Here is a 23,656-nt window from a genome sequence, read left to right as displayed (position 1 = left end):
ATTTTTGTCATGCTCCAATCAATTGAGGTGAGTGATAAGAACTCTTTATAATAAGGAACAGTCATGATGGACTCGGATGTCTTGAAGCCCTTAGTAGAAGAAGGTATAGAAGAAAAAACCTACACCTTATTGCTGCAACCAAAGAGTGAATTTAATGAAAAGAATAACCCAAGCCATGTCTTTGACTGGGATGATGAGTTTGATGTGATACGTTCAAGCAATTAGTAGTTATTAAAAAATGAATTTCATTTCTTTGATAACGTGTGCTAATTGAACGATCAATGGGTTAAAGAAGAGGTTATTTTACTTAAGTTGACTTTAAGTGAATCGGATTAGCTCATAACAGGATATTCTGCTTTATGAGGATTCCTTCTATTGCAAGCCAAAGAGGCAAGGTATAAGCTTTCAATTTGATGTGATGAGCTTAATTAAAAAATGGATAACATTTCGGTTGCTGTTAAGGATGATGAACAATTAATCGGCCATATCGTTGAAGTCAATGGTCCTGTTATCACCATACGGTGTGATAAGTTACCGCCCTTGCACCAGTCGCTTAATACCTATTCCGATACGGACCGATATATTCTAGAAGTGTTTCAGCATCTTGATCAACATCATGTGAAGGCATTGACCCTTCATCGGGCCACTGGGTTGCAGCGGGGATTTGCCGTGTATGACCAAGGCAACTCACTGCACATTCCAGTCTCTCCCCATTGCCTGGGCCGACTTTTAAATATTTTTGGCGAACCGCTTGATGGAGGCTTGCCGCTACACACTGAGGAATATCGCGATATTTTAGCAAGTCCTGCGCCTCTTGAAATGAAGACAGCCCAGGCGACTGTTCTTGAGACGGGAATCAAGGTGATTGATTTGCTTTGTCCCTTTATCAGGGGCAGTAAGATAGGATTGTTTGGTGGTGCGGGTGTAGGAAAGACCATACTGCTGATGGAATTAATGCATGCCATTATTCAATGGCATCAGGGCATTTCAGTTTTTGCAGGGGTTGGGGAACGCATACGAGAAGGCCATGAGTTGTGGTATGAAATGAACGCAGCGGGTGTGATGGAAAAAACCTTGATGGTCTTTGGTCAAATGGATGAGCCGCCTGGCGTTCGTTTTCGAGCAGGGTTGTCGGCATTAACCTATGCGGAGTATTTGCGAGACACCGTGGCACGCGACGTACTGTTTCTAGTCGATAATATTTATCGGTTTGTACAAGCCGGCAGTGAAATTTCAGGGTTATTAGGCCGAATGCCTGCCAATGTCGGTTATCAGCCTACTTTAATGACGGAGATAGCAGAACTCCAAGAACGCATTACATCAACAGCTCAAGGTGCTGTGACCTCAGTGCAAGCGGTTTATGTTCCCGCCGATGATATGAGTGATCCCGCAGTGACTGGAATTATTACCCATTTGGATTCCATTGTGGTGCTCTCTCGTGCTCAAGCGGGTAAAGGCATTTATCCCGCAGTGGATGCTTTGGCATCAAAAAGTAAATTTATGGATAAAATCGTGCTGGGGGAACGCCATTATTCGATTGCAGAGGCGGTACGAGAGCATTTAGCACGTTATGATGAATTAGAGGACATTATTTCCATGATGGGGATTGAAGAGCTTTCCCCTAAAGACCGTGCTATGGTATTAAGAGCACGCAAACTGCAACGCTATCTTACCCAGCCTTTTCATGTGACGAAACAACAAACGGCCATGGAAGGACAGTCGGTGTCATTAGCAGAGACATTAGCCGATTGCGAGGCGTTCATCCATGGTGATTTTGATGAATTATCGGAGGATGACTGCTACATGAAAGGCACCATGAAAAGGAACCAAAACTAAATGGCGTGTTTCGATTTATACGTACAGAGTTCGACACAATATGAAAAAATTTCAAATGTCGTCAGTTTTGTTGGTGAAGATGCTTCAGGGATGTTTGGTATCTTAGCCCAGCATACCCCAATGATGACGTGCTTACATTTCGGTTTGGCATGGTTTCGTTACGATAATAATGAGACGGAGTATTTGGCTTTGCCAGGAGCAATCCTCTATTTTAAAGACAATCAATTGCTTCTCGCTACGCGACATTATGTTCGTCACAAAGAATATCAAGCCATACAGCATATCTTAGAGAACGAATTAAAGAGTGAAGAAGACCATCTAATCCGCATCAATGACAGTTTACATCGTTTGGATGAAGAGATGTTACAGCGTCTATGGAATTTAAAACGGCAGAACGCTCATGAAATTTAAAGATCCAAAAAAAGATCTGGCACAACACGTCAAATTGGACGTGAGCAAAATCAACAAAGCCAAAAAGGAGAAATCCACTGTGTTAGCACAGACGATTTATTTAGGCACTTTGGGATTTGTATTTATTTTGCCCATTATTGCCGGGGCCTATCTAGGGGTTTGGTTAGACAGCAAACTGAAGGGTTTTTCTATTAGCTGGACAATCAACCTAATTATTATTGGAGTTATCGTTGGTGCGATGAATGTGTATCTTCTGATTAAGGAATAGCCATGGGGGAAGAAGGGATTTTAAATGCACTATCCTTTTCGCTAGGCTCAGTGGTCATCACACAAAGTGTGTTAACCACCTGGCTCATTATGATGGCTTTGCTCCTTTTTTTATGGCTTTCATCGCGACACTTATCGCTTCTTCCGGGGAGTTGCCAAGTTGTTTTAGAGGGTATTGTGGTCGCAATGCAGGATACGATGAACGGAGTGCTGCCTTTGACCTATGTTGCTTTGGTCTTTCCTTTTATTGCCACGTTATGGATTTTTATCCTTATTTCCAATTTAATTGGCATTATTCCAGGATTCTATTCGCCTACAGCCGATCTATCGGTCACAGCGGCTCTAGCGATAGTGACTTTTTTTTCCGTGCATTGGTTTGGAGTTCGCGCCGAGGGGTGGAAAGCCTACTTAAAGCATTACCTTAAGCCCACGCCCTTTTTATTACCGTTTCACTTAATTAGCGAATTATCGAGAACATTGGCTTTGGCTATCCGCTTGTTCGGTAACGTCATGAGTCTTCAGTTAACGGCACTTGTTGTTCTGATGATTGCTGGATTCTTAGCACCGATACCCATTCTCATGCTTCATATTATTGAAGCAGTGATACAAGCGTATATCTTTGGTATGCTGGCTTTAATCTATATTGCCGGGGGTATTCAATCCCACGAGTTGAAAAAACAAGGAGAGGGGTCATGAACAGTATCAGCTGGTTTAGTTTAGCATCCACAGTGATTGCCGCACTGGTGATTGCTATTGGGACAATTGGTCCTGCGATCGCCATGGGACGTGCTATAAGTCATGCCCTTGATGCGTTAGCAAGACAGCCAGAGGCTGAAAAATCAATCACCAGAACCTTATTTATCGGCTTAGCCATGATTGAATCATTGGCTATTTATTGCTTGGTGATTGTTCTGATTATTTTATTTAGAAATCCATTATTGTCTTATCTCGTTTCTCAATAAGGATTAGAAATGGAGCTATCGTGGTCAACCTTTTTATTGGAACTCATTAATTTTCTTGTTCTTGTATGGATTTTAAACTATTTTTTTTATGCCCCAATTCAGAGAACCATTGCAAAGCGCAAACACCTGGTCCAAGAACAATTAGAAAATGCGGAACAACGGTACAATGAAGCCCAGCAGTTACAAATAAAATATGAACATCGTCTTGCCGATTGGCAACAAGAGAAAAATACGTTGCAAAAGGAATTCCAACAAGCGATGGAACGATGGAAGTCGGAAGAAATGCTCCATTTTGAAAAAAAAATAAAAAAAGAACAAGAACAATTAAATGCACGTGAAATGAACAAAGCCAAAGAATATATTGAAAAAAATGCCAAAGAAGCGCTGTTACTGGCTGGAAAATTTACAGAAAAATTGTTAATCCAGTTTGCTGATGAGCACCTTGAACAAAAAATCATTGAAAAAACAATCGAAGACCTTAATCGTTATCCAGAAAAACCATGGCAATTAATGGCGGATGTTTCTGAACAGGATACTCTTGTTGTCCAAAGTGCTTATGCAATCAATAAAAGCCAACAACGCCGCCTAGGCCAGGCCATTGAAAAAGTAGTGGGTAAAAAACCAACTATAGAATGGGTTGAAAACCCAGCGCTTCTGGCAGGGTTAACACTTCAAATGGGCTCAATCCTTCTGCAAGCGAATCTTCGCGATGAATTAAAATTCTTTACCGAGACGAATAATGAACTTACCCGACAACCACTCCGTTCTTGAGCGTCAGCGGCAACGAATTGAGAACTATCACTTTGAAGTAAGGCGTTCTGAAGTGGGGCATGTAGTCTCAGTGGGCGATGGAATTATCTGGATTGCAGGGCTGCCAACGGCGGCTATTGATGAAATTCTTATTTCAGTCGATGGCTGTTGTATCGCTATGGTTTTTCATCTCACCGAACGCCTTATAGGCGCCATCATGTTGTTGCAAACTAAAAAATTAAAAGCCGGGATCCCTATGTTTCATCTGAAGCGTTCATTAAGTATTCCTGTAGGGGATTCGCTTTTGGGGCGAGTGGTTGATCCTTTAGGGTATCCATTAGATGAAGAGGAACCACCACCCTGTGATGAACAAGGATTACTTGACATTTTATCGACCCCTATTATTCACCGTGATTTTGTGACGCGCCCTTTTTATACCGGTAATAAAATGATTGATAATGTCATTCCTCTTGGAAAAGGACAGCGGGAACTCATTATAGGTGATAATGGGTTGGGCAAAAGCGCCTTGGCTATTGATATTGTGATCAATCAAAAAGATAAAAACGTGCGTTGTGTCTATGTGTTAATTGGCCAAAAACGTTCTACGGTTGCCAATACCATCCAATTGCTAAAAGAAACTCAGGCGTTGGAATACACCACGGTGGTTGTGGCACTGGCCGCCTCATTACCCGGATTGCTTTATCTCGCCCCTTTCGCAGGATGTGCTGTTGCGGAGCATTGGATGAAGCAAGGCTTTGATACGTTGGTCGTGTACGATGATTTGAGTGCTCATGCCAACTGTTACCGTGAACTGTCGCTTTTACTGCGCAGGCCTCCTGGGCGTGAAGCTTTTCCTGCGGATATCTTCTATTTACATGCTCGCTTATTAGAACGCTCAACGTGCCTGTCTCCTGAAATGGGCGGGGGCAGTATGACCGCACTTCCTATTATAGAAACAAAACAAGGGGAAATTGCGACCTATATCCCTACAAATCTGATTTCAATCACCGATGGGCAACTCTTTTTTGATGAACATTTATTCTCAGCAGGATTTCTACCGGCAATTGATATCACCAAATCCGTTTCTCGCGTAGGCGGTAAAGCCCAACACCCCAACATAAAAAAAGAGGCGGGTCGAATGAAGCTGGATTACATGCAATTTCTTGACTTGGAACTGTTTACGCGTTTTGGGGCTAAGCTTGATATTAAAATGCAACAACACATTCAAAATGGACGACTGTTAAGAGAGGTGTTTAAACAAGAGCGTCTTTCGCCCTTGCCAATTGAATTCCAACTCGCCTGGTTGATTGCCTACAATGAGGGACTCTTTGCCCACTTAAGTTTAGACGACATCCCCAAGGTTCTAAAAAAAATAGAGCAAGAAGTCAAAAAAAGCAGCTTGTCACTGGCCAGTTCTCGCGAGGAATGGAGCAATGCAGTCAAAGGCTGGTTAAATGGGTAGTACCATGCCTGTTTCTCAGGCGCATTGAATTTTTGGAAGAAATTTATGACCAAGCGTAGTCAACTAAACGATCATTTTACGGCCTTAGACGACATTGGTACTATCATGACCGCCATGAAAACTCTTTGTTCTATTGAGCTCAATAAAATCACCAAATTTCTTCCTATGCAGGAACACGTCATGCAAACCATTAGAGACGCAGGGCATGATTTTTTTAGTGCGTACCCCATTTCCCCCATGAACACACCAAATGGTAATCCTTCCCTTTATATTCTTATTGGTTCTGAACGAGGTTTTTGTGGTGGTTTTAATGATAACGTGCTTCACTGGATAGCGGAGAGGGAGCAACAAGACCCTGAATTTTTGCCAGTATTCCTTGTCGTAGGGCGTAAATTGGCTTTGAAAATGGCAAACGATTCGCGTGTCATCAAAGCATTAGATGGCGCTAATGCCCTCGAAGAAATTCCTGCGGTGATTTTACATCTGTTGCAGTCTCTTGAGGAAGTAGCATCACAACAGCGTATGAAATGGCACTCTTGGCAGTGGGGGATCCTGTTCAATGAGGAGGAAAAAAATCAAATTGAGGTAAGAACAGTGCGCCCATTCCAAGAGTTTTTTTTAACCAATAACAAGCCATGTTCCGTTCCACCGATTCTCAATGTATCCCATGAGCAATTTTTATCTGAGTTTGCTGAACAGTATTTATTTTCAATGTGTTATTCCATTTTTTATAAATCATTTTATGGTGAAAACCACCAAAGGCTGTTTCATTTGAATCATGCCTTGGATAGTTTAGAGAATAAACGAAGCGCATTAAAAAAATACCTTAATATACTGCGTCAAGAAGAAATTACTGAAGAAATTCAGAACATCATCCGATGTGCGGAAGCGATTATTGGCAATGACATGAAGGAACACCACTTGGACATTGAGTGAGGACCTATGTCTTGCGCCCTCTTTGGTTTCGAAAGGGGATGATTGGCGAGGACAGACCCCTTGTAAAATTGTACTAATATCAATAGCATAATATAGGCATAGCTCGGAAATATTACTTTATCGTGGAAAAGAATGATTCGATATCACAACACCAATAATATACTTCGCCAATGGCATCCCCTACTGAAAGGGCTGTTGGTTTTGATTTTAATGGCCGCCACCGCATCATCCTATGCTCAGGCATCCGATGAGCATGCCAGTCATCATCAAAGCAGCCAGGGTAATCTCAGTGTCATTCCGAGTGTAACTGGACAAACTCCTAGTAAAGACATGATGGGTGCTATGGGTGAGATGATGAAGGAAATGGGCGTGCCGAAAAAAAAAGCGCTGTATCCTTCGTTGATGAGTCTGCCCGATATCCCACTGGAAAGGCGCAGTGAAATACAACAATTGGCACAAGAACGGATGCAATCGGGTCTGTCTTTGATGGCGAAAGGGATTGATACGCTTCTTAAAGCATCGGCTAAGACGAATTTTTCTCAGATGCAGGATGCAGTTGCTTCGATACGTGAAGGTCTTTCACAGTATGATAGTGGATTGGCTGCATCTCGTGCGCTTGCCGAGGGGAAGGTCCCGCGCCAAGTGGCCTTGTTATGGTTCAAACAGGAAATGAATTTACTCCCTCCGATACCAGCCACCCATACTCTTTTAGGTGGCCCGCTTTTTCATTTGACGATTATCGCGCTGTTTCTTGTCTTCTTTATCATTATGATTTGGATGTATTTTTTTAAAATGCGCAGGGCATCGGCATTGCTTGAGAGTTTGGCCAGCCAAGGAGATGTCCTTTCTCGTATTTCAGCCACGAACCCAATAAGTCCTCCTCCTGCAACCGCTGCTGAGGTCATTGAAGAGACTCATCCATCCTCTGGAGGATTAGCACCACCTGCGAAACCACCAAAATTCCCGGTCATGCGTACGCTAACAATCCCCCTTGACCAGTGGGAGGGGCAATTGCGTGTGTGCCGTATCTTTGATGAAACGCCTGGGGTAAAAACCTTTTGGCTCGCCTCATTAAAAGAAGTGGCCTTGCCCTTTACCTATTTCCCTGGTCAATTCATCACCATCACAGCCACCATTAATGGCACCCGGGCGAAGCGAAGCTATACCATCGCCTCAACGCCCACCCAACTTCACTATTGTGCCATCACGGTGAAACGTGAAGAACAAGGTTTGTTCTCGCGTTATTTACATGATGAGGCTAAAGAAGGCGATGTGCTTGAAGTGATGGGGCCCAATGGAAAATTTACGTTTACCGGAGAAGAAGCATCAAGCATTGTGCTTATTTGTGGCGGTGTGGGTATTACTCCGATGATGGGTATTATCCGTTATTTAACGGATATAGGATGGCACGGTGAGATTTTTTTACTGTATTGCTGCCGAACAACAAGTGATTTTATCTTTCGTGAGGAATTAGAGCGACTGCAAAAAAGGTATCCTAACCTCAATGTCTTTGCCACCATGTTACGTGTATCAGGAACCGTGTGGATGGGTTTAAAAGGGGAATTTACAACCAGCATCATTTCCCACCTCGTTCCGGATATCGCCACACGTCGCATCCATGTCTGTGGCCCGCCGGGCATGATGAATGCGGTGCAGACTATACTAAAAGAGCTTCATGTGCCAGAAGAACTCATCCATACCGAAGCATTTGGTCCAGTCATGAAGCCGCCATTAACCCCGGAACAAATGGAGGCTATTGCGCCAGAACTTAAGGCGGTTGTTTCATTTAAGCGCTCTCATAAAACAGCCCCCATTGTACCCAACTACACGCTTCTTGAAATCGCCGAGGCCAATGGTGTTTCTATTGATAACTCGTGTCGCACAGGCCAGTGTGGACTGTGTAAAGTGAAATTACTCGCAGGCAAGGTATCCATGGATTGTGATGACGCGCTTTCTGAGGAAGAAAAGCAGCACGGTTTTATCCTGGCATGCCAGGCCAAAACGAGTGAGAATATTGAGGTGGATGTGTGATGAACGCACCAGGACGCCTGATGGCACTCGGATTAATGCTGCTCATGATGATGACATGGCTTGGATTTACGGTGCATGTGTCTCCTCGTTTTGCAGGAAGCCTGTGGGGTGGTGTCATTGGCATTAGTGGCGCCCTATTCATGCTCGTTCCCTTACTTTACCTTTTTATTAAACGCATCCCTATTTTAAAGCATTGGGTCACCCAGTATGTTTCCATGAACACCTTACTTTCCTGGCATATCTATGCCGGTATTATTGGTCCCATTCTCGTACTGATTCATACCGGACATAAATTTCAAAGTGCGCTTGGTATTGCACTGACCGGGATGACCTTAATTGTCACGATAAGCGGCTTTGTGGGTCGCTACCTCTTGAGTTTTATAGCCGATGAGGTTCGTGAGAAAAAAGAACTCCTTTCAGGCCTGCAGAATCAGTATCAAAGGGTAGCGCAGGAAATTCAAACAAACCCTGATTTAAAGAAAACCATCACGCGCTTTCATTCTATGAGAGCCCGTTTCGCCTCTTGGCTATTTAATGAGAACGTATTAAATGGCGAAAGCACAGCTCCAGCAAGTCTACGTGCCTTGTGTTTGGTGGAGTCCATTGCAGAGCTGGAATACGCCATTCAATTTCATGAGCAATTCAGACGTGCCTTTCGGACATGGTTGAGGCTGCATATTGTGATTGCCCTTGTGTTGTATGGCTTACTGGCCTTGCATGTTTGGTCTGGAATTTACTTTGGGCTAAGGTGGTTTCAATGAAACTCAGTGGCGCCCTATTAACTGCCCTTGTTGTTTTAATTGCGCTGTTTGTTGCAGCCTATTATGCACCCAGTCATGAACAAGAAGGGCCTACGAATTGGTTTAATCCTGCTGAATGGCAAAGAATGGCAAGTCCCGGGAAATTATCCAAAGCGCATTCCTTTCTCAGTCACAAGTGCAATGCCTGTCATACGCCCGTCAAAGGAGTGGAAGCAGTAAACTGCATCACCTGCCATGCAAATGATGTTGCTCTTTTACAAAGGCAACCTACCTCATTTCATGCCGATATTGGAAGTTGCGTTGAATGTCATGCTGAGCATCAAGGCCAAAATAGACGTCCCACCCAAATGGATCATAATGCGTTTGTTGCAATTGAGCTGAAGCAACTTAAAAAAAATGCAATCAAGAATGAAGAACAGCAATTAATTTTTGAGCAAGTTCAGCATTACTTAGAAATGAATAAATCTCAAAAACAATCACCGCTTATCAACCCACACGTGTCTCCTGCTGAGCTCACCTTGCAGTGCACCACATGCCATCAGAATGAAGACAAGCACTTTACTTTATTTGGCAACAATTGTTCTGCCTGCCATGAAACAGCACATTGGAACATCCCGGAATTTATTCATCCATCCCCTGAGTCGAAGGATTGCGCCCAATGTCATCAAGCACCTCCCAGTCATTACATGGAGCATTTCCGGATGATATCAATGAAGGTAGCAAAGCAGGAGCATGCACAGGTAGATCAATGTTTTATGTGTCATCAAACGACGGCATGGACGGACATTAAAGGCATCGGTTTTTATAAACATCACTAAAGGAATATTCATGGATAACATTTTTACGGATGCATTAGCACGATTAGATGATGCCTTTCAGTATGCAGAAATTGATCCAGAAGCTATCAAGAGATTAAAGTATCCTAAAGCAATCATTCAAATGTCTTTACCTCTTCGAAAAGATGATGGCAGTTTAGCGATATATTCCTCCTATCGAGTTCATCATGACAATACCCGCGGCCCAACTAAAGGAGGTATTCGTTTTCATCCTCTCGTTACTCTCGAAGAAATAAAGGCTCTGTCGTTTTGGATGACAATTAAATGCGCGGTAATCGGCATTCCTTTTGGTGGTGCGAAAGGTGGAATTGTAGTTGATCCAAAACAACTTTCCAAATTGGAATTGGAGCGTTTAAGCCGGACTTATTTAGAGCATTTTGCCAGTTTTGTTGGGCCTAACACAGACATTATGGCACCCGATGTTTATACAAATGCCATGATTATGGGCTGGATGATGGATGAATACTCTAAACTTAAACAAGAATACAGTCCTGCTGTTATCACCGGGAAGCCCATTGCTTTAAGTGGCAGTTATGGACGAGAAGATGCGACTGGTCGTGGTGCTTTTTATTGCATTAATGAGTTAGCTAAGAAAAAAAATTGGAAACCCCAGAACATTCGTGTAGCAATTCAAGGTTTTGGAAACGCAGGACAGCACATCGCTCTCTTTCTTTATGAGGCAGGTTATAAAATAGTAGCAGTAAGTGATTCTCAAGGAGGTATATATCGAGCAAAAGGACTTGATATTCCTAAGTTGGTTCATACAAAAAACAGCACTAAGAATATTCAAGCAGTCTATTGCACCAGATCAGTATGTGAATGTGAACTAGTTGACGCTGACAAAATTTCAAATGAAGAACTTCTGGAATTGGATGTTGATTTACTCATCCCTGCCGCATTAGAAAACCAGATTACCAAAGATAATGCAGCAAAAATAAAATCACCTGTGATTGTAGAAATTGCCAACGGCCCAACAATGCTGGATGCGGAACCTATTTTAAAAAATAAAAATATTTTAGTAGTACCCGATGTGTTAGCTAATGCGGGAGGGGTTGCTGTCAGTTATTTTGAATGGGTACAGAATAAAACGGGATATTACTGGAGTGGTGAACAAGTACAGCAACGGTTACATGATATTATGGTACCTGAGTTTTTAAAAGTCTATCAAATAATGGAAAAGAATAAAATTGATATGCGCACAGCGGCCTATATACACGCCCTAAATCGTTATGGCGAAGCCGTCGAGGCCCAAGGGACACAACGACATTATTTTAGTACGACATGAATCATGCTCATTTGAGGTTCTAAGCACAGCAATAATTTGTGCTGTTTTTAAACCATATGTTTAGCGAAGGAAGGTAGCAAGAGAGGAACATACACAGGCATATCAATATCTTGTGTCATAGTTTTTCTCTTTAGAAATGCCTATCGGAAAAATAGGCAGATTATATACTATGACTAATTACACAAAATTATTTACAGACCCAGGCTTTCACCTGAGATGAGAGGATTAACAAGGATTTGTGTAGTGGTGGACTCTCTTGGCATGATTTTTTAGACCAGATCGCCTGACAATACAACTGTTATTTTTTATTTAAGTTTGCAGGTCCAAATTGATTTTCCCTGCAAACTCCATGCCCAAACAAACCGTCCACCCTACCTCTACCCTCAAATTACTGATGGTCTTCTTCCATGCCACTTCCTTCCATAGTATCTCCTTTCATGTTCTGCATACCCATACCCATCATTTCCATCTTTTCACCCGCCTTCATTTCCTTACCGACCTCTGGGGTCACCAAACACTCTATCGTCTTTCCATCCTGTGTTTTAAACATCGCCTTCATAGGGCATCCTTTCATCTGGTTTCCTTGCATATGGCATCCTTTCATGTGGCTTCCCTGCATGCTATGCATGCTCATCATTTCCATCATGTCACCCGTCTTCATGTCCTTACCGACCTCTGGAGCCATCAAACACTCTATCGTCTTTCCATCCTGTGTTTTAAACGTCGCCGTCGTTTGTTTATTTTCTGTGTCGGCTGCCTGTACCAATGAACTGATAAGGCCAAATGATAATAGGGCTGGAATTAATAATAATCTAACCTTCATGGTTTTCTCCCTTAAACGATGAATAGTGTCGCGATGGCCGAGTAATGACAGGCCGCTATTCAATTGTAGACAATTTTATTAATTTTTGCTGTTTTTTTATGTGTGCCCTTAAATGTTCCTGACAAATCAAGAGACAGAATCTATACTAAAATGAATCAATCAGGCTGTTTTTAAGGCAAAATCATGGTGTTCCCAGTCGTAATGATCGTGTTAGGTATTATCCTTCTTATCAGTGGAGCCTATTTAATCAATAAGTTACTTCAAAAAACAAATCATTATCGCAGGCAGTGGTTAAGTTATCTTGCCTTTATTGCAGTTTTTATTCTCAGTTATTCAGCCAGCATTTTTTACGGTCTATTAGTCGATCCCCACTGTCTTAATAATTTTTATGCCAGCGTGCTTTTATTAGGTGCTACCTATATCTATTCATCTTGCCGTCTTATAACCAATACCATTCAAAAAATGGAGTTGATGGATGATTTTAAAAATCGCTATGAAGTATTACGGCATCACGCAACCTATGATTCGCTGACAGGCTGCAATAATAGGGAGTATCTTTTTGAGATGATGAACACACGATTTCAACAAATCAAGATGAATGGAGGCTCTGTTATTGTTCTCTTTATTGATATGGACCGATTTAAGACGGTTAATGATCGCTATGGTCATGGGGTAGGTGACACCACGTTACACATGTTTGGTGGACTCCTAAGGCAGCGCTTGCGAAGGGATGATGTAGTGGCTCGTTATGGTGGGGACGAATTTATTGTCTTGATGGAGAACACTTCCATAGATGAGGCAAAAAAGATTGCTGAGAATCTTATTACGGTGACGAAAAAATCTCTAAAAGAAGGTACTCTATCTGAGCTTAATCTGGGTTGCTCCATTGGCATTACCCAGATGAATCACCACTCGGCTTCAGTGAATGCCGTGATTAAAGAAGCCGATTTGGCCTGTTATGCGGCAAAGCAAAGAAAAATGAATGGTTCGGTTTGTGTCTATAATTCCATGATTACGTCAAAAAATAATGCAATCAATTTTAGTGGAAATCAGATTACCCCATAAGGAGTAAAAGCCAACAAAAACCCAGTCTCTTAATAACGGTTCATTGACTCAAATGAGTCCCTTTTTTCTTCTTGATGTCATGCCTTGTTTAATCATATTGGATAAGAGATACTGAGAGCATAGAATAACAAAAAAAGGTATTGATTCATGACACATTTTCTAAAAAAACGCACACTCCTATTCATGGTTCCCGTAGTCCTTGTTGGTTGTTCTTATAATGCTAAGTTAACTCCTGAAGGTGAAAAAGTAACCATTGTACAGTCAGGAAAGCCCACAAAAAATTGCACTTTTTTAGGTGACGTGAGTGCTTATGATCGCAATGGGATGAGCCAATCTTATCAATCCCATGAGCATTTGATTCAGGATGAACTCAATATCTTAAGAAATAAAGCAGCTCTTTTAGGAGCGAATACACTTCGGGTTACCGAACATAAACAAACTTATGAAGGCAATCCCAAAAATGATTTTGTGGCGGATCATGGGATGGTGGGTCGTGCTTACCGATGTAAGACGAATTTATAATTCATTTTGAGTCTTCCTGGTCATGAAACATTATCGTGCTTGGCAGTGTTCTTGTTGGATAGTGCTCCTCCTGTTGTGCTCCTATTCGGCAATAGCAGGAAAGACATTGACCCTTCAGGAAATAACCCAAATTGCTCGAGCGAATAACAAGGATTTAAAAGCGGCTCGTTATAATGTAGCTATTGCAAAGGCCCGACTGATCCAAGCCGGTCTTTGGCCCAATCCAAGCGTTAATCTCTCAAACAACGACGATCGCTTATTTAATAATGAAGGAGAGTATTCGCGCAGTGCTGGTTTTAGTCAAGCATTCCCTATTTCCGGACGTATTGCAAAACAAAAGACAGTCGCACGCCTCGATGTCATGAAAGCCATGGCTGAAATTAGGGAGGCCGAGCGTCAACTCAGTGCCAAAGTGGCGAATGCGTTTTATGCCGCGGTGATTACGGAGCGTCGCCTGCAACAATTGAATTATTTATTAAGAATCAACAAAGAATTAGTGAACGTCATCCATAATCGTTATCATGCCGCTGAAATTTCAAAGTTGGATGAGAATGCAGCTCGCATTGAGTATCTGCGCATTGTTCAAGAAAAGCATTTATTACATAGCCTTCGCATCAGTCAAATGGCCACACTGAACCAATTGATGGGCCGAGATGCGAATTCTCCTTTATCTCTTAAGGCTGACCTAAATACAGGGCAAAAATTCCCTAATCTCCCCATTCTAAAAGAGCTGGCGCTTAATAATCGTCCTGACCTCCAATCCATTGCTCTATCAATTAACCGCGCCATTGCCGATCGCCGCTTGGCCAAAGCGGAGCGCTTTGCTGATTGGACAGTAGGGCTTGGTGTCCAACAAGATAAAATTGTGGTGGAAGAGGGACCACCCCAACCCGCCGATCGTACTTTAGGCGTTACGCTTTCTGTTCCACTTCCTCTTTTAAATCAGAATCAGGGACGAATTTTAGAGGCAAGTCGCACGGGAACTCAGGCGATGATGGCGTTACGCGCCTTGAATTTAAGCATTAAAACAGAAATAGCGAGTAACTATGCCCAATTGAAAGCACTTAGGATGAGCCTTAGAGAAACGCAAAGCGTATCTCTAAAAATAGGCGTTGAAAGCGTGAAACTGGCGCGTGACTCTTATGAAAACGGACAAATTTCGCTTTTGAATGTGTTGCAAGTACAAAAACAACAAAATGATTTGCAAATGACTTATCTCACGACTTTAGAAAAGTATTTACAAGTATATGTGGCTTTATGTACGGCCATTGGCCCTGGTTCTACACAAGGATTTTGTCCTTACTTAGCTTATCAAAGGAATGGTTATGATGATGGCATTACAACAGCGAATTAGAGCTCTTTTAGTAACCAGTGTTTTTCTTGGTCTCCTCATCCATGCTCAGGGAGTGTTTGCCCATGGAGAAGAAATCGAAGTGAGTGAAGGAGGAGCCAAAGGTCCTGTTCATTTGACGCCTCAACAAACCAAAATGCTCGAAATCAAAGTCGCAAAAGCAACCAATCGTCCCATGGCGCAAATGCTGGGTTTGAATGGCCAAATTCAACTCTTACCCGATGCGCAGGCGGATGTCAGTATTCGGATTAGTGGGAGCGTGACAGCCATTGATGTGAATTTAGGCGATGGTGTCAAGTCAGGACAACGCTTAGCTACTGTGCAATCAAGATTAGTAGGTAATCCCCCACCCAGTGTGGCGGTCACAGCCCCCATTGCCGGCATCATTGATGCGAGAAACATCAATTTAGGCCAAGCCGTTGAACCGAATACGGTTCTTTTTCACATCAGCAACCGCGATAAACTGTTCGTCATTGCCCAGGTTTATGAAGAAGATTTAGGCAAGGTTAGGGTAGGACAGGAAGTCAATATTCATGCTTTGAGTTACCCAAAGCAGGTTTTTCCAGGCAAAGTCACTTTAATTGAACCCAATCTTGACCCGTTAACTCGCACAGTGAACCTACGAATTACTTTAGATAATGAGGAAGGACTACTCAAACCGGGCATGTTTGTGCGTGCTAATGTCATTTTAAGTCACAATGAAGCGGCACTTGCGGTGCCTAATGCCGCCCTTTTACAAGCGGATAATGAACAATTTGTTTTTGTGCAAAGTGGGGATGCGTATGAACGGGTGGACGTTAAAGTAGGTGCTGTGGACGATGACTACTCAGAAATTACAGACGGCTTGGTGCCCGGTGACCTCGTTGTGACTCAAGGTAATCGCGAGCTTTATACACTCTGGCTCACAGGGAGCAGTAAATTTCAATCAGGTAGTGGGGAGCCTCAATAATGTTTACTCGCCTCATTGCCTGGTCTTTACATAATCGCCCCTTGATTTTGGCTCTAACGATTATCCTTTGCTTACTGGGTGGCTATACCTTAAAACAAATGCCCGTGGATGTTTTTCCTGAATTTGCTCCACCGCAAGTGGTGGTACAAACCCAAGTGCCTGGCATGGCCACCCAGGATGTGGAAACCTTGGTGACCTATCCCTTAGAAAGTGCCATCAATGGAACGCCAGGAGTAGCCAGCGTTCGTTCAAAAACCTCCGTCGGACTATCAACGATTACGGTGGTATTTGATGATAAAACGGATATCTATCGCAATCGCCAATTGGTTAATGAGCGGATTCAACAAGTAGTCAACCGCCTTCCTCCGGGTGTCTCATCCCCATTGATGTTACCCGTCACCTCAGCGGTTGGATGGTTGCTTAAATATGCGCTCATTAGCCGCACTGCAAGTCCTGAAACCTTGCGAACACTTTCAGACTGGACCATCCGTCCGCGCCTTTTGGCTCTTGGTGGCGTCGCTTCTGTGGTGTCTCTAGGCGGGGAAGTGAAGCAATATCAGGTGCGGCTTGACCCTAAACGCATGTTGGCCTATGGCATCACGGTTGAAGAGGTACGTCAGGCATTAGCAACAGGGAATCAAAATGTGCCTGGTGCGTTTGTCCATCAGGCCGGTACTGAATTCGTTGTGAGCACCATTGGGCGTATTAAAACGCTGGATGACATTAAAAAAACGCTCATTATAGTTCGTAACGGGGTTCCTATTACTGTGAACAACGTAGCCACCGTCGCTTTTGGTGGCGAAATCAAACGAGGGGATGGGGCCTATAATGCAGAAAATGCCGTGATTGGTACCGTTTCTAAAATCTATGGTGCCGATACGGTTACCACGACACAAAAAGTGGAACACGCATTAGCCGATATCAAAAAATCCTTGCCAGCAGATGTTGAATTAATCACCGATGTGTTTCGCCAAGCCAATTTCATTGAATCAGCTATTCACAATTTGACCAAAGCCCTTATTGAAGGGGGCATCATTGTGATTGCTATATTGTTTCTCTTTTTAATGAACTGGCGAGCTTCCTTCATTACCTTTCTCTCCATGCCGGTTTCTTTTATTGTGGGTATTCTAGTACTTCACTATTTTGGTTTTGGCATTAACTCTATGACGTTAGGAGGAATGGCAATTGCCATTGGTGAGGTGGTGGACGATGGCATCATCACCGTTGAAAATGTGGTGCATCGTTTAAGGATTAATCGTTTGGCAGAGAAGCCCTTGCCTGCGATTGAAATTGTTTTTGATGCGGTTTTGGAAATTAGAAGTTCAGTGGTCTATGCGACCATTATTATTAGCTTGGTGTTTCTGCCTATTTTCTTTTTGTCAGGTATTCCTGAGCGAATTTTTAGCCCTTTAGCGATTGCTTATATCGCCTCAGTATTAGGTTCTCTTGTGGTCTCTATTACTATGGTGCCAGCTCTTTGTTATCTTCTTTTAGTACGAAAAACTGAAAAACAGCAGGATACTAAAGTAGTGATGCATGCGTTATCTCAAGAGGAACGTTATCATTTGACGGAAGAAGAAGCGGCCCAACACGCTCAAGCGGAAACTCGTTTTGTGATTTGGTTAAAAAAACATTTTTTAACTGGGTTAAATTGGTCTCTGGCCCATTGTAGAACAGTCGTGATCATGGCAATCGGTGCCTTTCTTTTCGCCTTGGCCTTGCTTCCTTTTTTTGGGACTTCTTTCTTACCTGAATTTCATGAGGGTAATTTTATTATTGTGATGAGCACGTTGCCTGGAACTTCATTGGATGAGTCCATGCGGCTAGGCAATCAAGTCAGTAAAACTTTGCTGAAGTACCCGCAAGTTATCTCCATTGCCCAACGGGCAGGACGCAGTGAATTGGATGAAGACGCACTACCACCTAATGTGAGTGAGTTTGATGTGCGCTTGAATTTTGACAAAGACAAAACCATGTCCCCTGATGAATTGTTGCAACGCATTCGCGCGGATTTGGCAAATATCCCAGGAGCACTGTTTAATGTAGGGCAATTTATTGCCCATCGCATGGATGAAGTGCTATCAGGCGTCAGAGCGCAAGTGGCGGTAAAGCTCTTTGGCGATAATCTTGCTACCCTTAACGAACTGGGTCAGTCGGTCGAAGCGATTTTGAAAACCATTCCAGGAATAGTGGATGTTAACAAAGAGCAGCAAATCAATGTGCCTCAGTTAATCATTACCATTGATCGGGAGAAAGCGGCTCGTTATGGGGTTAATGTGGGGCAAATTTCTGAGGACGTGCAAGTCCTTCTCAATGGGATGACGGTATCGAGTATTCTCGAAGGCCAGCGAACGTTCGATTTGTATTTGCGCATGAATGAAACAGGGCGAGACAGCATTAAGGCCATTCAAAACATGCTCATTGATGCTCATGGAGTGGCAAATCAGGAAACCAAAATTCCTTTGCGTGCTGTGGCTGATATTCGCTTAGAGCCTCAGCCTTTTGCGATTAATCGAGAAAACGTGCAGCGCGTCTTAGTGATTGCCTTTAATGTGCAAGAGAGGGATTTAGGCAGCGTGATTCAAGAAGTGCAACAACGGGTTAAGGAAAAGGTCTCCTTGCCGAGCGGTTATTTCATTCAATACGGCGGTCAATTTGAAAGTCAACAACAAGCCTCACGCGTGATTATTGTGTTTGGTGGGCTTGCTATTTTCATTATGTTGATTCTGCTTCACAAAGCCTTTGGCACGTTCCGTGAAGCACTACTCGTGATGTTCAACTTGCCACTGGCTTTGATTGGTGGGGTGGTTTCTTTGTTTCTTGCCAGTGGTGACATGAGTGTGGCGGCCATGATTGGTTTTATCACCTTATTTGGCATTGCAGCACGTAATGGAATTATTTTAGTGAGCCACTACAATCAATTGCGCACCCAAGGACAAACCCGTGAACAAGTGGTCATTCAAGGAACCCTTGACCGCTTGGTGCCCGTGTTAATGACAGCAGCCACAGCCGCCCTTGGCTTAGTCCCCCTGTTATGGGGTTCTCCTGCTGGTAAGGAATTGGAGCGTCCTTTGGCACAAGTATTGCTCGGAGGGTTATTTACCTCAACGTTTTTAAATATGTTTGTGGTACCAACGGTTTATAATGCCATCGAAGCATGGCGTGAACAGCGTTTGTATTTAAAGGAAAACCAAAACCCTCAAGGAGAGTCATGATGAGTCGAATAATGGAATGTATTAGTAAGAAAGCAGTGGATTTATTTTCCGTGTTGGTGGTTTTATTGGCTTTATTATCCCCTTTGCATGCAGCAACCAACCAGGATGAGCAGGCTCAATCCATCCCAACCACCATTCCAGCCATTTGGGAAGCGATTGACCAACATGTTGCAGCAATTAATAAAGCGATTGCCAACAATCAGTTGGATACCATTCATCACCATGCGTTTGCGATTCGGGACTTAGTCAAAGCACTACCTGGTTTAAGTAAAAACTTGTCCGAAGAACAATTAAAGAATCTTCAGCAAAACGTCGGGTATACTGAGCAATTAGCAAAGCGACTTGATAAAACCGGTGATGCCAATGATAAAAAAGGTACTGAAACCAATTGGCAAAAATTGCAACAGGTGTTAACGCAAATTCGTGCCAATTATAAAGACTCTTCGACTACCCATTGATTAAGTACCTGGTAATGTGATGTGTCTTTTTGTTTTCCGTTGTTTTATTAGGCTACCTGCCTAATAAAACAACCTTCTGGTTTTTATCTACGAACCTTCTCCACAGCAGCAGGTGATTCAAAGTAACCCTCATGCCAATATTTAATGACATAATAACTACTGCATAGCATGCTAATCACAGCAATAATAGCGACTAAAGATCCTAGTACTCTTGCCAATTGTACGCCAGCTCCTTGATTGCGTAGCCCCCAGATAATGAGACTTACACCTAATGAAAAAGCAATTAAGCCCAGCGTCATAGCTGTGTGAAATAGAAACATCATGGCAGATCTCCTTTTCTTTGGCGTTTGTAAAAAAGATGGGGGATAAATGCGGGTGTTTTTGCCGCATAACGTTGATAGGGTTCCCCAAACACCGCTTGCGTTTCTTGTTCTTCTCGGTGAGCAAGACGTACGTAGACGTAAACAAGGATGGGAAACATGATTAAGGTAATAAGCGTTGGCCATTGCAATAAAAATCCAATCATCACTAGAATGAACCCATCGTATTGCGGATGCCGAACGTAGGCATAAAGTCCTGTGATGGCGAGTTGATTGGTTTTTTGCGCCGCATAAAGAGTACTCCACCCCGAATAAATGAGGTAAAGACCGCCAAAGATGAATACGTTACTTAAGATATGAAATAAGTCAAAATGCGGATCACCTTTCAGCCCTAATAGCGTATGCAGTAGATGACCAGAATCGTGGCCATAGAGATTAATGCCAGGGTAATGGTTAGAAAGCCATCCGGATAATAAGTAAATGGTTAAAGGAAATCCATACATTTCCGTAAAATAAGCGATGACAAAGGCAGAAAAGGCGCCAAGGCTCTTCCAATCACGTTTGGATTTGAGTTGAGTAAAACTGAGGGCAAAGAGAATAAAAATGGCTGAGTTAATCATCACTAGAAGCCAAAGACCATAAGCATTAGAATGTTCCATCATCTATCCTTTTCATTCGAATCCAGGTTGTTATCTTTTTTGTCATGTTGCGTTTTGTGATTGCTATGTCCCCCATGCCCACCATGAAAAAGATGCATTAAAGGGCATAATAAAAACAACAGTATCCACCAGGGAAAAGCCGCCAAAAAACCGATCACATGGGCTCTGTGTTCTGTGAAAAGGTAATAACCGATAATCACGAAAATGAGAATTAGGATAAATCCACGCGCAGAAGGAAGCCCGGATTTTTTGGTCTGTTGGTGTTGGTCATGTTCTGTGTTCATCATCCTTTATCCTTGTTATCTCCACCAAAAAGGGATTCAAATAAATGTTTCATGAGGTTATTTCGCTCATTCCTCACTGCCTCCAATGACGAGCGAATCATCTCACAAAACAGCTGTTCATTGTTTTTAAATAAATTAGTTCCTTCTAGCCTCTGACGATTCGCTTCGACTGCTTTTGCTAACAATAAAATGAGCCGCATGGTTGGATTTATTTTTTCAGAAAAGACATAGCGACTCAGACGCATGGGGTGCGTTTTCTCTAGCCAGAATGTCAGGAGAGGATTGCTGATTGCCTGAATCCAAGGTTGACAAAGAGCGCGATAATAAGTGTCGTTTGCCTCAGACAGTTTGCGCACCCTCTCGAAGGGTTCGATGGGATTGCTGGAACACAGTTCTGCGAGATCACGTTCTTTAAAGTAAACCTCATATTGTTCCTTGCTGCAATCTGGATTGCCTGTTGGGTTGGTGATTATCATTTCATATAAACCGGGTGGTAACGTCTCAATGGCCGCGCAATGTTCCAAAATGGCACGGTGTTCAAAGCGAACCACTTTGGCTGAAACGAAAATGCCTAAATGACCGATGGTAGGATGCAAAAGATAAATAATGCGTTGCTTGGCTTTTTTTAAATCATTTGTCGTTGGATAGATTCTTCTTAACCAATGCAGGGCTTGATAAGGTGGTGTAATTTCATCACCTTGCGAGGCAAAAATCACAATAGGGTTATGGATGCGCTTTAAATCATAAACACAATCATGATGAATAGCAATTTCACCTCGCTCCAGTTTATTACCAATAAAAAGATTCTCAACCGTTGCTGTTATTTCCTCTGTACTGAAGTGATAAAATCCATTCCACCAATGTTCAAAATCTAAAAAGCGCTCACGCTCCGTGTCAACTGCATCAAAGAGATGATGGTATTTATCCCAAATGGCGGTAGTGGGGTTTAACAGTTCAAAATTTTGTACAAGCCATGCCCCATCAAGGATTCCATCGTTCAAATCAGTAATGAAACGAGTAAGCCACACACCGCCTAAAAGCCCGCCGAGCAATTGCATGGGATTTACTTCTTCTTCGCCACTGGACCAATAAGAAATGGGAGAGCCATTCATTACGAGTGGGCCCACCAAGCCTGCGCAATCAGAAGCCAGTAACGCCAACATCCAGCCCGCCTGGCAATTGCCATAAAGAATGGGTGGTTGGTCTTGATGCCAGGTTTTCACTTGTGCAACAAATTGCTTCATTGTTGCCAATACATCAGCCAATGTTTGATGCGGAATGGGTTGAGGGTAGAACATGACAAAATAAACGGCATGACCCCGATGTAGCGCAATTCCTATTTCAGAATCCCGTTTCATTCCGCCAATCCCTGGTCCGTGACCTGCCCTTGGATCAACAATAATGACCGGTGGTTTATTGGGGTCGAAACACTTTTCAAAACACACATCATCAATTTCAAGAATTTTAAGTAGCGCATAATTCGTTTTGGGCTCCAAGGTTCTGCCATCCAGCACCAGCTCATACCTAAAGCGCAGAGGCGGTGGCATCCCTTGTTGTTCATGTTCCATCATGTCATTGGCCCGCTGACGTAGTGTGTCGAAAAATAGGACGCTTCGTTGCCAATAATCAATTTGGTAATGAAACAAATCATTCCACAGTGGGTAAGATTGAGAAAATACTTCAGTCAATGAGGGCTTTTGCTCTTTGGAGATAGCCTCTTCCCCTCGCTTTAAATTGTGTTCGTCCATGAAATACCGTCTCGTTTGCCGCAACAATTAATATATAGCTTAGCACAAAGAACACTTAAGTGACTTAGAAAACAATGAGGAGTGGTTACTCGACACCATTGGACTTCAATGCTCTTATCGCACAAAATAGCTAAGAAGAAATAAAAGATTTAATCACTAATAGAAATTCTTATTTATAATAAATAACTTTAATTTTAGGGATGCAAAAGTGACTAGTTTAACCAGGCTAGAAAAAATGACTTTTTTAATGATACTTTTTACATTTTTTGCTATTTCTGCATGCACTTCTATGACAACGACAACCAATGAGTCTAAAAGTAATGATAATAAGAACAGCGACAAACACAGTAAAGCATCTGTTGGGCGCGTTTGGGTTGCTCATCCTAGAAGGCACTAATATTTTTTCACCTACCAAGCAGCTCATTTTGAAGCAGAATAGGCTTTGAAAGGCATCGAAAATCCAATAAAACTATCAAAGCTTAATGCCAGCCAATTCCTCCAGTATTGTGTCCTTCATAAGCAGGAGAAACAGCATATGAATTAGTGGCTTTTGTTGATGAAGCACACGAGGTAAACAGCAGGGTTGAGCTTAATAATATCACTACCCCAATAACTACTTTAAATAGTCTGATAGGTTGCATATCAATGCTCCTTGCAATGAAATGAGGTGAGTATTGAATCAATATAATAACAACCTGTATTATTATTTTATAACTCATTATTAT

At 42.7% G+C, this 23,656-nt stretch carries 25 protein-coding genes; 19 read left to right on the top strand and 6 right to left on the bottom strand.

Annotated features, from left to right (window positions below; genetic code table 11):
- Positions 1–63 precede the first annotated feature (63 nt).
- From Lqua_RS18085 to Lqua_RS01770, 13 genes are all read left to right on the top strand, one after another.
- Positions 64–225, top strand: a complete 162-nt coding sequence (locus Lqua_RS18085; RefSeq protein ID WP_157076120.1) for a hypothetical protein — start codon at positions 64–66, stop codon at positions 223–225.
- A gap of 210 nt (positions 226–435) precedes the next feature.
- Positions 436–1,836, top strand: a complete 1,401-nt coding sequence (gene atpD, locus Lqua_RS01825) for a F0F1 ATP synthase subunit beta (RefSeq protein WP_058472611.1) — start codon at positions 436–438, stop codon at positions 1,834–1,836.
- Positions 1,837–2,247 carry a F0F1 ATP synthase subunit delta/epsilon gene (locus tag Lqua_RS01820; RefSeq protein ID WP_058472610.1) on the top strand — a complete coding sequence of 137 codons (411 nt, stop codon included), beginning with the start codon at positions 1,837–1,839 and terminating at the stop codon, positions 2,245–2,247. It abuts the gene before it with no gap.
- Positions 2,237–2,515 carry an AtpZ/AtpI family protein gene (locus Lqua_RS01815; RefSeq protein ID WP_058472609.1) on the top strand — a complete coding sequence of 93 codons (279 nt, stop codon included), beginning with the start codon at positions 2,237–2,239 and terminating at the stop codon, positions 2,513–2,515. The genes Lqua_RS01820 and Lqua_RS01815 overlap by 11 nt, the downstream gene beginning before the upstream one ends.
- A 2-nt stretch (positions 2,516–2,517) precedes the next feature.
- Positions 2,518–3,210: a F0F1 ATP synthase subunit A gene (locus Lqua_RS01810; RefSeq protein ID WP_058472608.1), complete on the top strand. Its 693-nt coding sequence runs from the start codon at positions 2,518–2,520 to the stop codon at positions 3,208–3,210.
- On the top strand, positions 3,207–3,476 hold the full coding sequence (locus Lqua_RS01805) for a F0F1 ATP synthase subunit C (RefSeq protein ID WP_010652840.1): 270 nt from the start codon (positions 3,207–3,209) through the stop codon (positions 3,474–3,476). Before Lqua_RS01810 ends, Lqua_RS01805 begins: the two co-directional genes overlap by 4 nt.
- Before the next feature lie 9 nt (positions 3,477–3,485).
- Positions 3,486–4,247 carry a F0F1 ATP synthase subunit delta gene (locus tag Lqua_RS01800; RefSeq protein ID WP_058472607.1) on the top strand — a complete coding sequence of 254 codons (762 nt, stop codon included), beginning with the start codon at positions 3,486–3,488 and terminating at the stop codon, positions 4,245–4,247.
- The gene (locus Lqua_RS01795) at positions 4,216–5,688 is read left to right on the top strand and encodes a F0F1 ATP synthase subunit alpha (protein WP_058472606.1); all 1,473 of its coding nucleotides are present in this window, start codon (positions 4,216–4,218) and stop codon (positions 5,686–5,688) included. The genes Lqua_RS01800 and Lqua_RS01795 overlap by 32 nt, the downstream gene beginning before the upstream one ends.
- Positions 5,689–5,733: 45 nt before the next feature.
- The gene (locus tag Lqua_RS01790) at positions 5,734–6,624 is read left to right on the top strand and encodes a F0F1 ATP synthase subunit gamma (protein WP_058472605.1); all 891 of its coding nucleotides are present in this window, start codon (positions 5,734–5,736) and stop codon (positions 6,622–6,624) included.
- Positions 6,625–6,756: 132 nt separating this feature from the next.
- Complete coding sequence (locus Lqua_RS01785; protein ID WP_058472604.1) at positions 6,757–8,655, top strand: 2Fe-2S iron-sulfur cluster-binding protein; 1,899 nt, start codon at positions 6,757–6,759, stop codon at positions 8,653–8,655.
- Positions 8,655–9,416 (top strand): hypothetical protein, encoded by a 762-nt coding sequence (locus Lqua_RS01780; protein ID WP_058472603.1) that lies wholly within the window; start codon positions 8,655–8,657, stop codon positions 9,414–9,416. Before Lqua_RS01785 ends, Lqua_RS01780 begins: the two co-directional genes overlap by 1 nt.
- On the top strand, positions 9,413–10,234 hold the full coding sequence (locus Lqua_RS01775) for a multiheme c-type cytochrome (protein WP_058472602.1): 822 nt from the start codon (positions 9,413–9,415) through the stop codon (positions 10,232–10,234). Before Lqua_RS01780 ends, Lqua_RS01775 begins: the two co-directional genes overlap by 4 nt.
- A 10-nt stretch (positions 10,235–10,244) precedes the next feature.
- Positions 10,245–11,537: a Glu/Leu/Phe/Val family dehydrogenase gene (locus tag Lqua_RS01770; RefSeq protein ID WP_058472601.1), complete on the top strand. Its 1,293-nt coding sequence runs from the start codon at positions 10,245–10,247 to the stop codon at positions 11,535–11,537.
- A gap of 388 nt (positions 11,538–11,925) precedes the next feature.
- Here Lqua_RS01770 and Lqua_RS01765 read toward each other — a convergent pair whose 3' ends face one another.
- Entirely contained in the window at positions 11,926–12,360 is a 435-nt protein-coding gene (locus Lqua_RS01765; RefSeq protein ID WP_058472600.1) for a hypothetical protein, read from the bottom strand.
- A 183-nt stretch (positions 12,361–12,543) separates the two neighbouring features.
- On the opposite strand from Lqua_RS01765, the gene Lqua_RS01760 reads away from it, so the two are divergent.
- The 6 genes from Lqua_RS01760 (at position 12,544) to Lqua_RS01735 (ending at position 19,920) form a co-directional block, all read left to right on the top strand.
- Complete coding sequence (locus tag Lqua_RS01760; RefSeq protein WP_058472599.1) at positions 12,544–13,425, top strand: GGDEF domain-containing protein; 882 nt, start codon at positions 12,544–12,546, stop codon at positions 13,423–13,425.
- Positions 13,426–13,572: 147 nt separating this feature from the next.
- Positions 13,573–13,947, top strand: coding sequence for a DUF4156 domain-containing protein (locus tag Lqua_RS01755; RefSeq protein WP_058472598.1), 375 nt, complete (start codon positions 13,573–13,575; stop codon positions 13,945–13,947).
- A gap of 22 nt (positions 13,948–13,969) precedes the next feature.
- Positions 13,970–15,301, top strand: a complete 1,332-nt coding sequence (locus Lqua_RS01750) for a TolC family protein (protein ID WP_058472597.1) — start codon at positions 13,970–13,972, stop codon at positions 15,299–15,301.
- Entirely contained in the window at positions 15,279–16,247 is a 969-nt protein-coding gene (locus tag Lqua_RS01745; protein WP_058472699.1) for an efflux RND transporter periplasmic adaptor subunit, read from the top strand. Before Lqua_RS01750 ends, Lqua_RS01745 begins: the two co-directional genes overlap by 23 nt.
- Positions 16,247–19,462 carry an efflux RND transporter permease subunit gene (locus Lqua_RS01740; RefSeq protein WP_058472596.1) on the top strand — a complete coding sequence of 1,072 codons (3,216 nt, stop codon included), beginning with the start codon at positions 16,247–16,249 and terminating at the stop codon, positions 19,460–19,462. Before Lqua_RS01745 ends, Lqua_RS01740 begins: the two co-directional genes overlap by 1 nt.
- On the top strand, positions 19,462–19,920 hold the full coding sequence (locus tag Lqua_RS01735) for a hypothetical protein (RefSeq protein WP_058472595.1): 459 nt from the start codon (positions 19,462–19,464) through the stop codon (positions 19,918–19,920). Before Lqua_RS01740 ends, Lqua_RS01735 begins: the two co-directional genes overlap by 1 nt.
- 83 nt (positions 19,921–20,003) lie before the next feature.
- On the opposite strand, the gene Lqua_RS01730 is transcribed toward Lqua_RS01735, so the two are convergent.
- From Lqua_RS01730 to Lqua_RS18420, 5 genes are all read right to left on the bottom strand, one after another.
- Complete coding sequence (locus Lqua_RS01730) at positions 20,004–20,243, bottom strand: hypothetical protein (RefSeq protein WP_058472594.1); 240 nt, start codon at positions 20,241–20,243, stop codon at positions 20,004–20,006.
- Positions 20,240–20,899: a methyltransferase family protein gene (locus Lqua_RS01725; protein ID WP_058472593.1), complete on the bottom strand. Its 660-nt coding sequence runs from the start codon at positions 20,897–20,899 to the stop codon at positions 20,240–20,242. Before Lqua_RS01725 ends, Lqua_RS01730 begins: the two co-directional genes overlap by 4 nt.
- Complete coding sequence (locus Lqua_RS01720) at positions 20,899–21,186, bottom strand: DUF2933 domain-containing protein (protein WP_238585509.1); 288 nt, start codon at positions 21,184–21,186, stop codon at positions 20,899–20,901. Before Lqua_RS01720 ends, Lqua_RS01725 begins: the two co-directional genes overlap by 1 nt.
- Entirely contained in the window at positions 21,183–22,931 is a 1,749-nt protein-coding gene (locus Lqua_RS01715) for a DUF3141 domain-containing protein (protein ID WP_115148858.1), read from the bottom strand. The genes Lqua_RS01720 and Lqua_RS01715 overlap by 4 nt, the downstream gene beginning before the upstream one ends.
- Positions 22,932–23,410: 479 nt before the next feature.
- Positions 23,411–23,572 carry a hypothetical protein gene (locus tag Lqua_RS18420; protein ID WP_165483193.1) on the bottom strand — a complete coding sequence of 54 codons (162 nt, stop codon included), beginning with the start codon at positions 23,570–23,572 and terminating at the stop codon, positions 23,411–23,413.
- Between the last annotated feature and the right edge of the window lie 84 nt (positions 23,573–23,656).

Source organism: Legionella quateirensis, assembly GCF_001467955.1.
Lineage (GTDB): Bacteria > Pseudomonadota > Gammaproteobacteria > Legionellales > Legionellaceae > Legionella > Legionella quateirensis.
The sequence above is the reverse complement of the archived record's forward strand: the minus strand, read 5'-3'. Positions and strand labels throughout refer to the sequence as shown.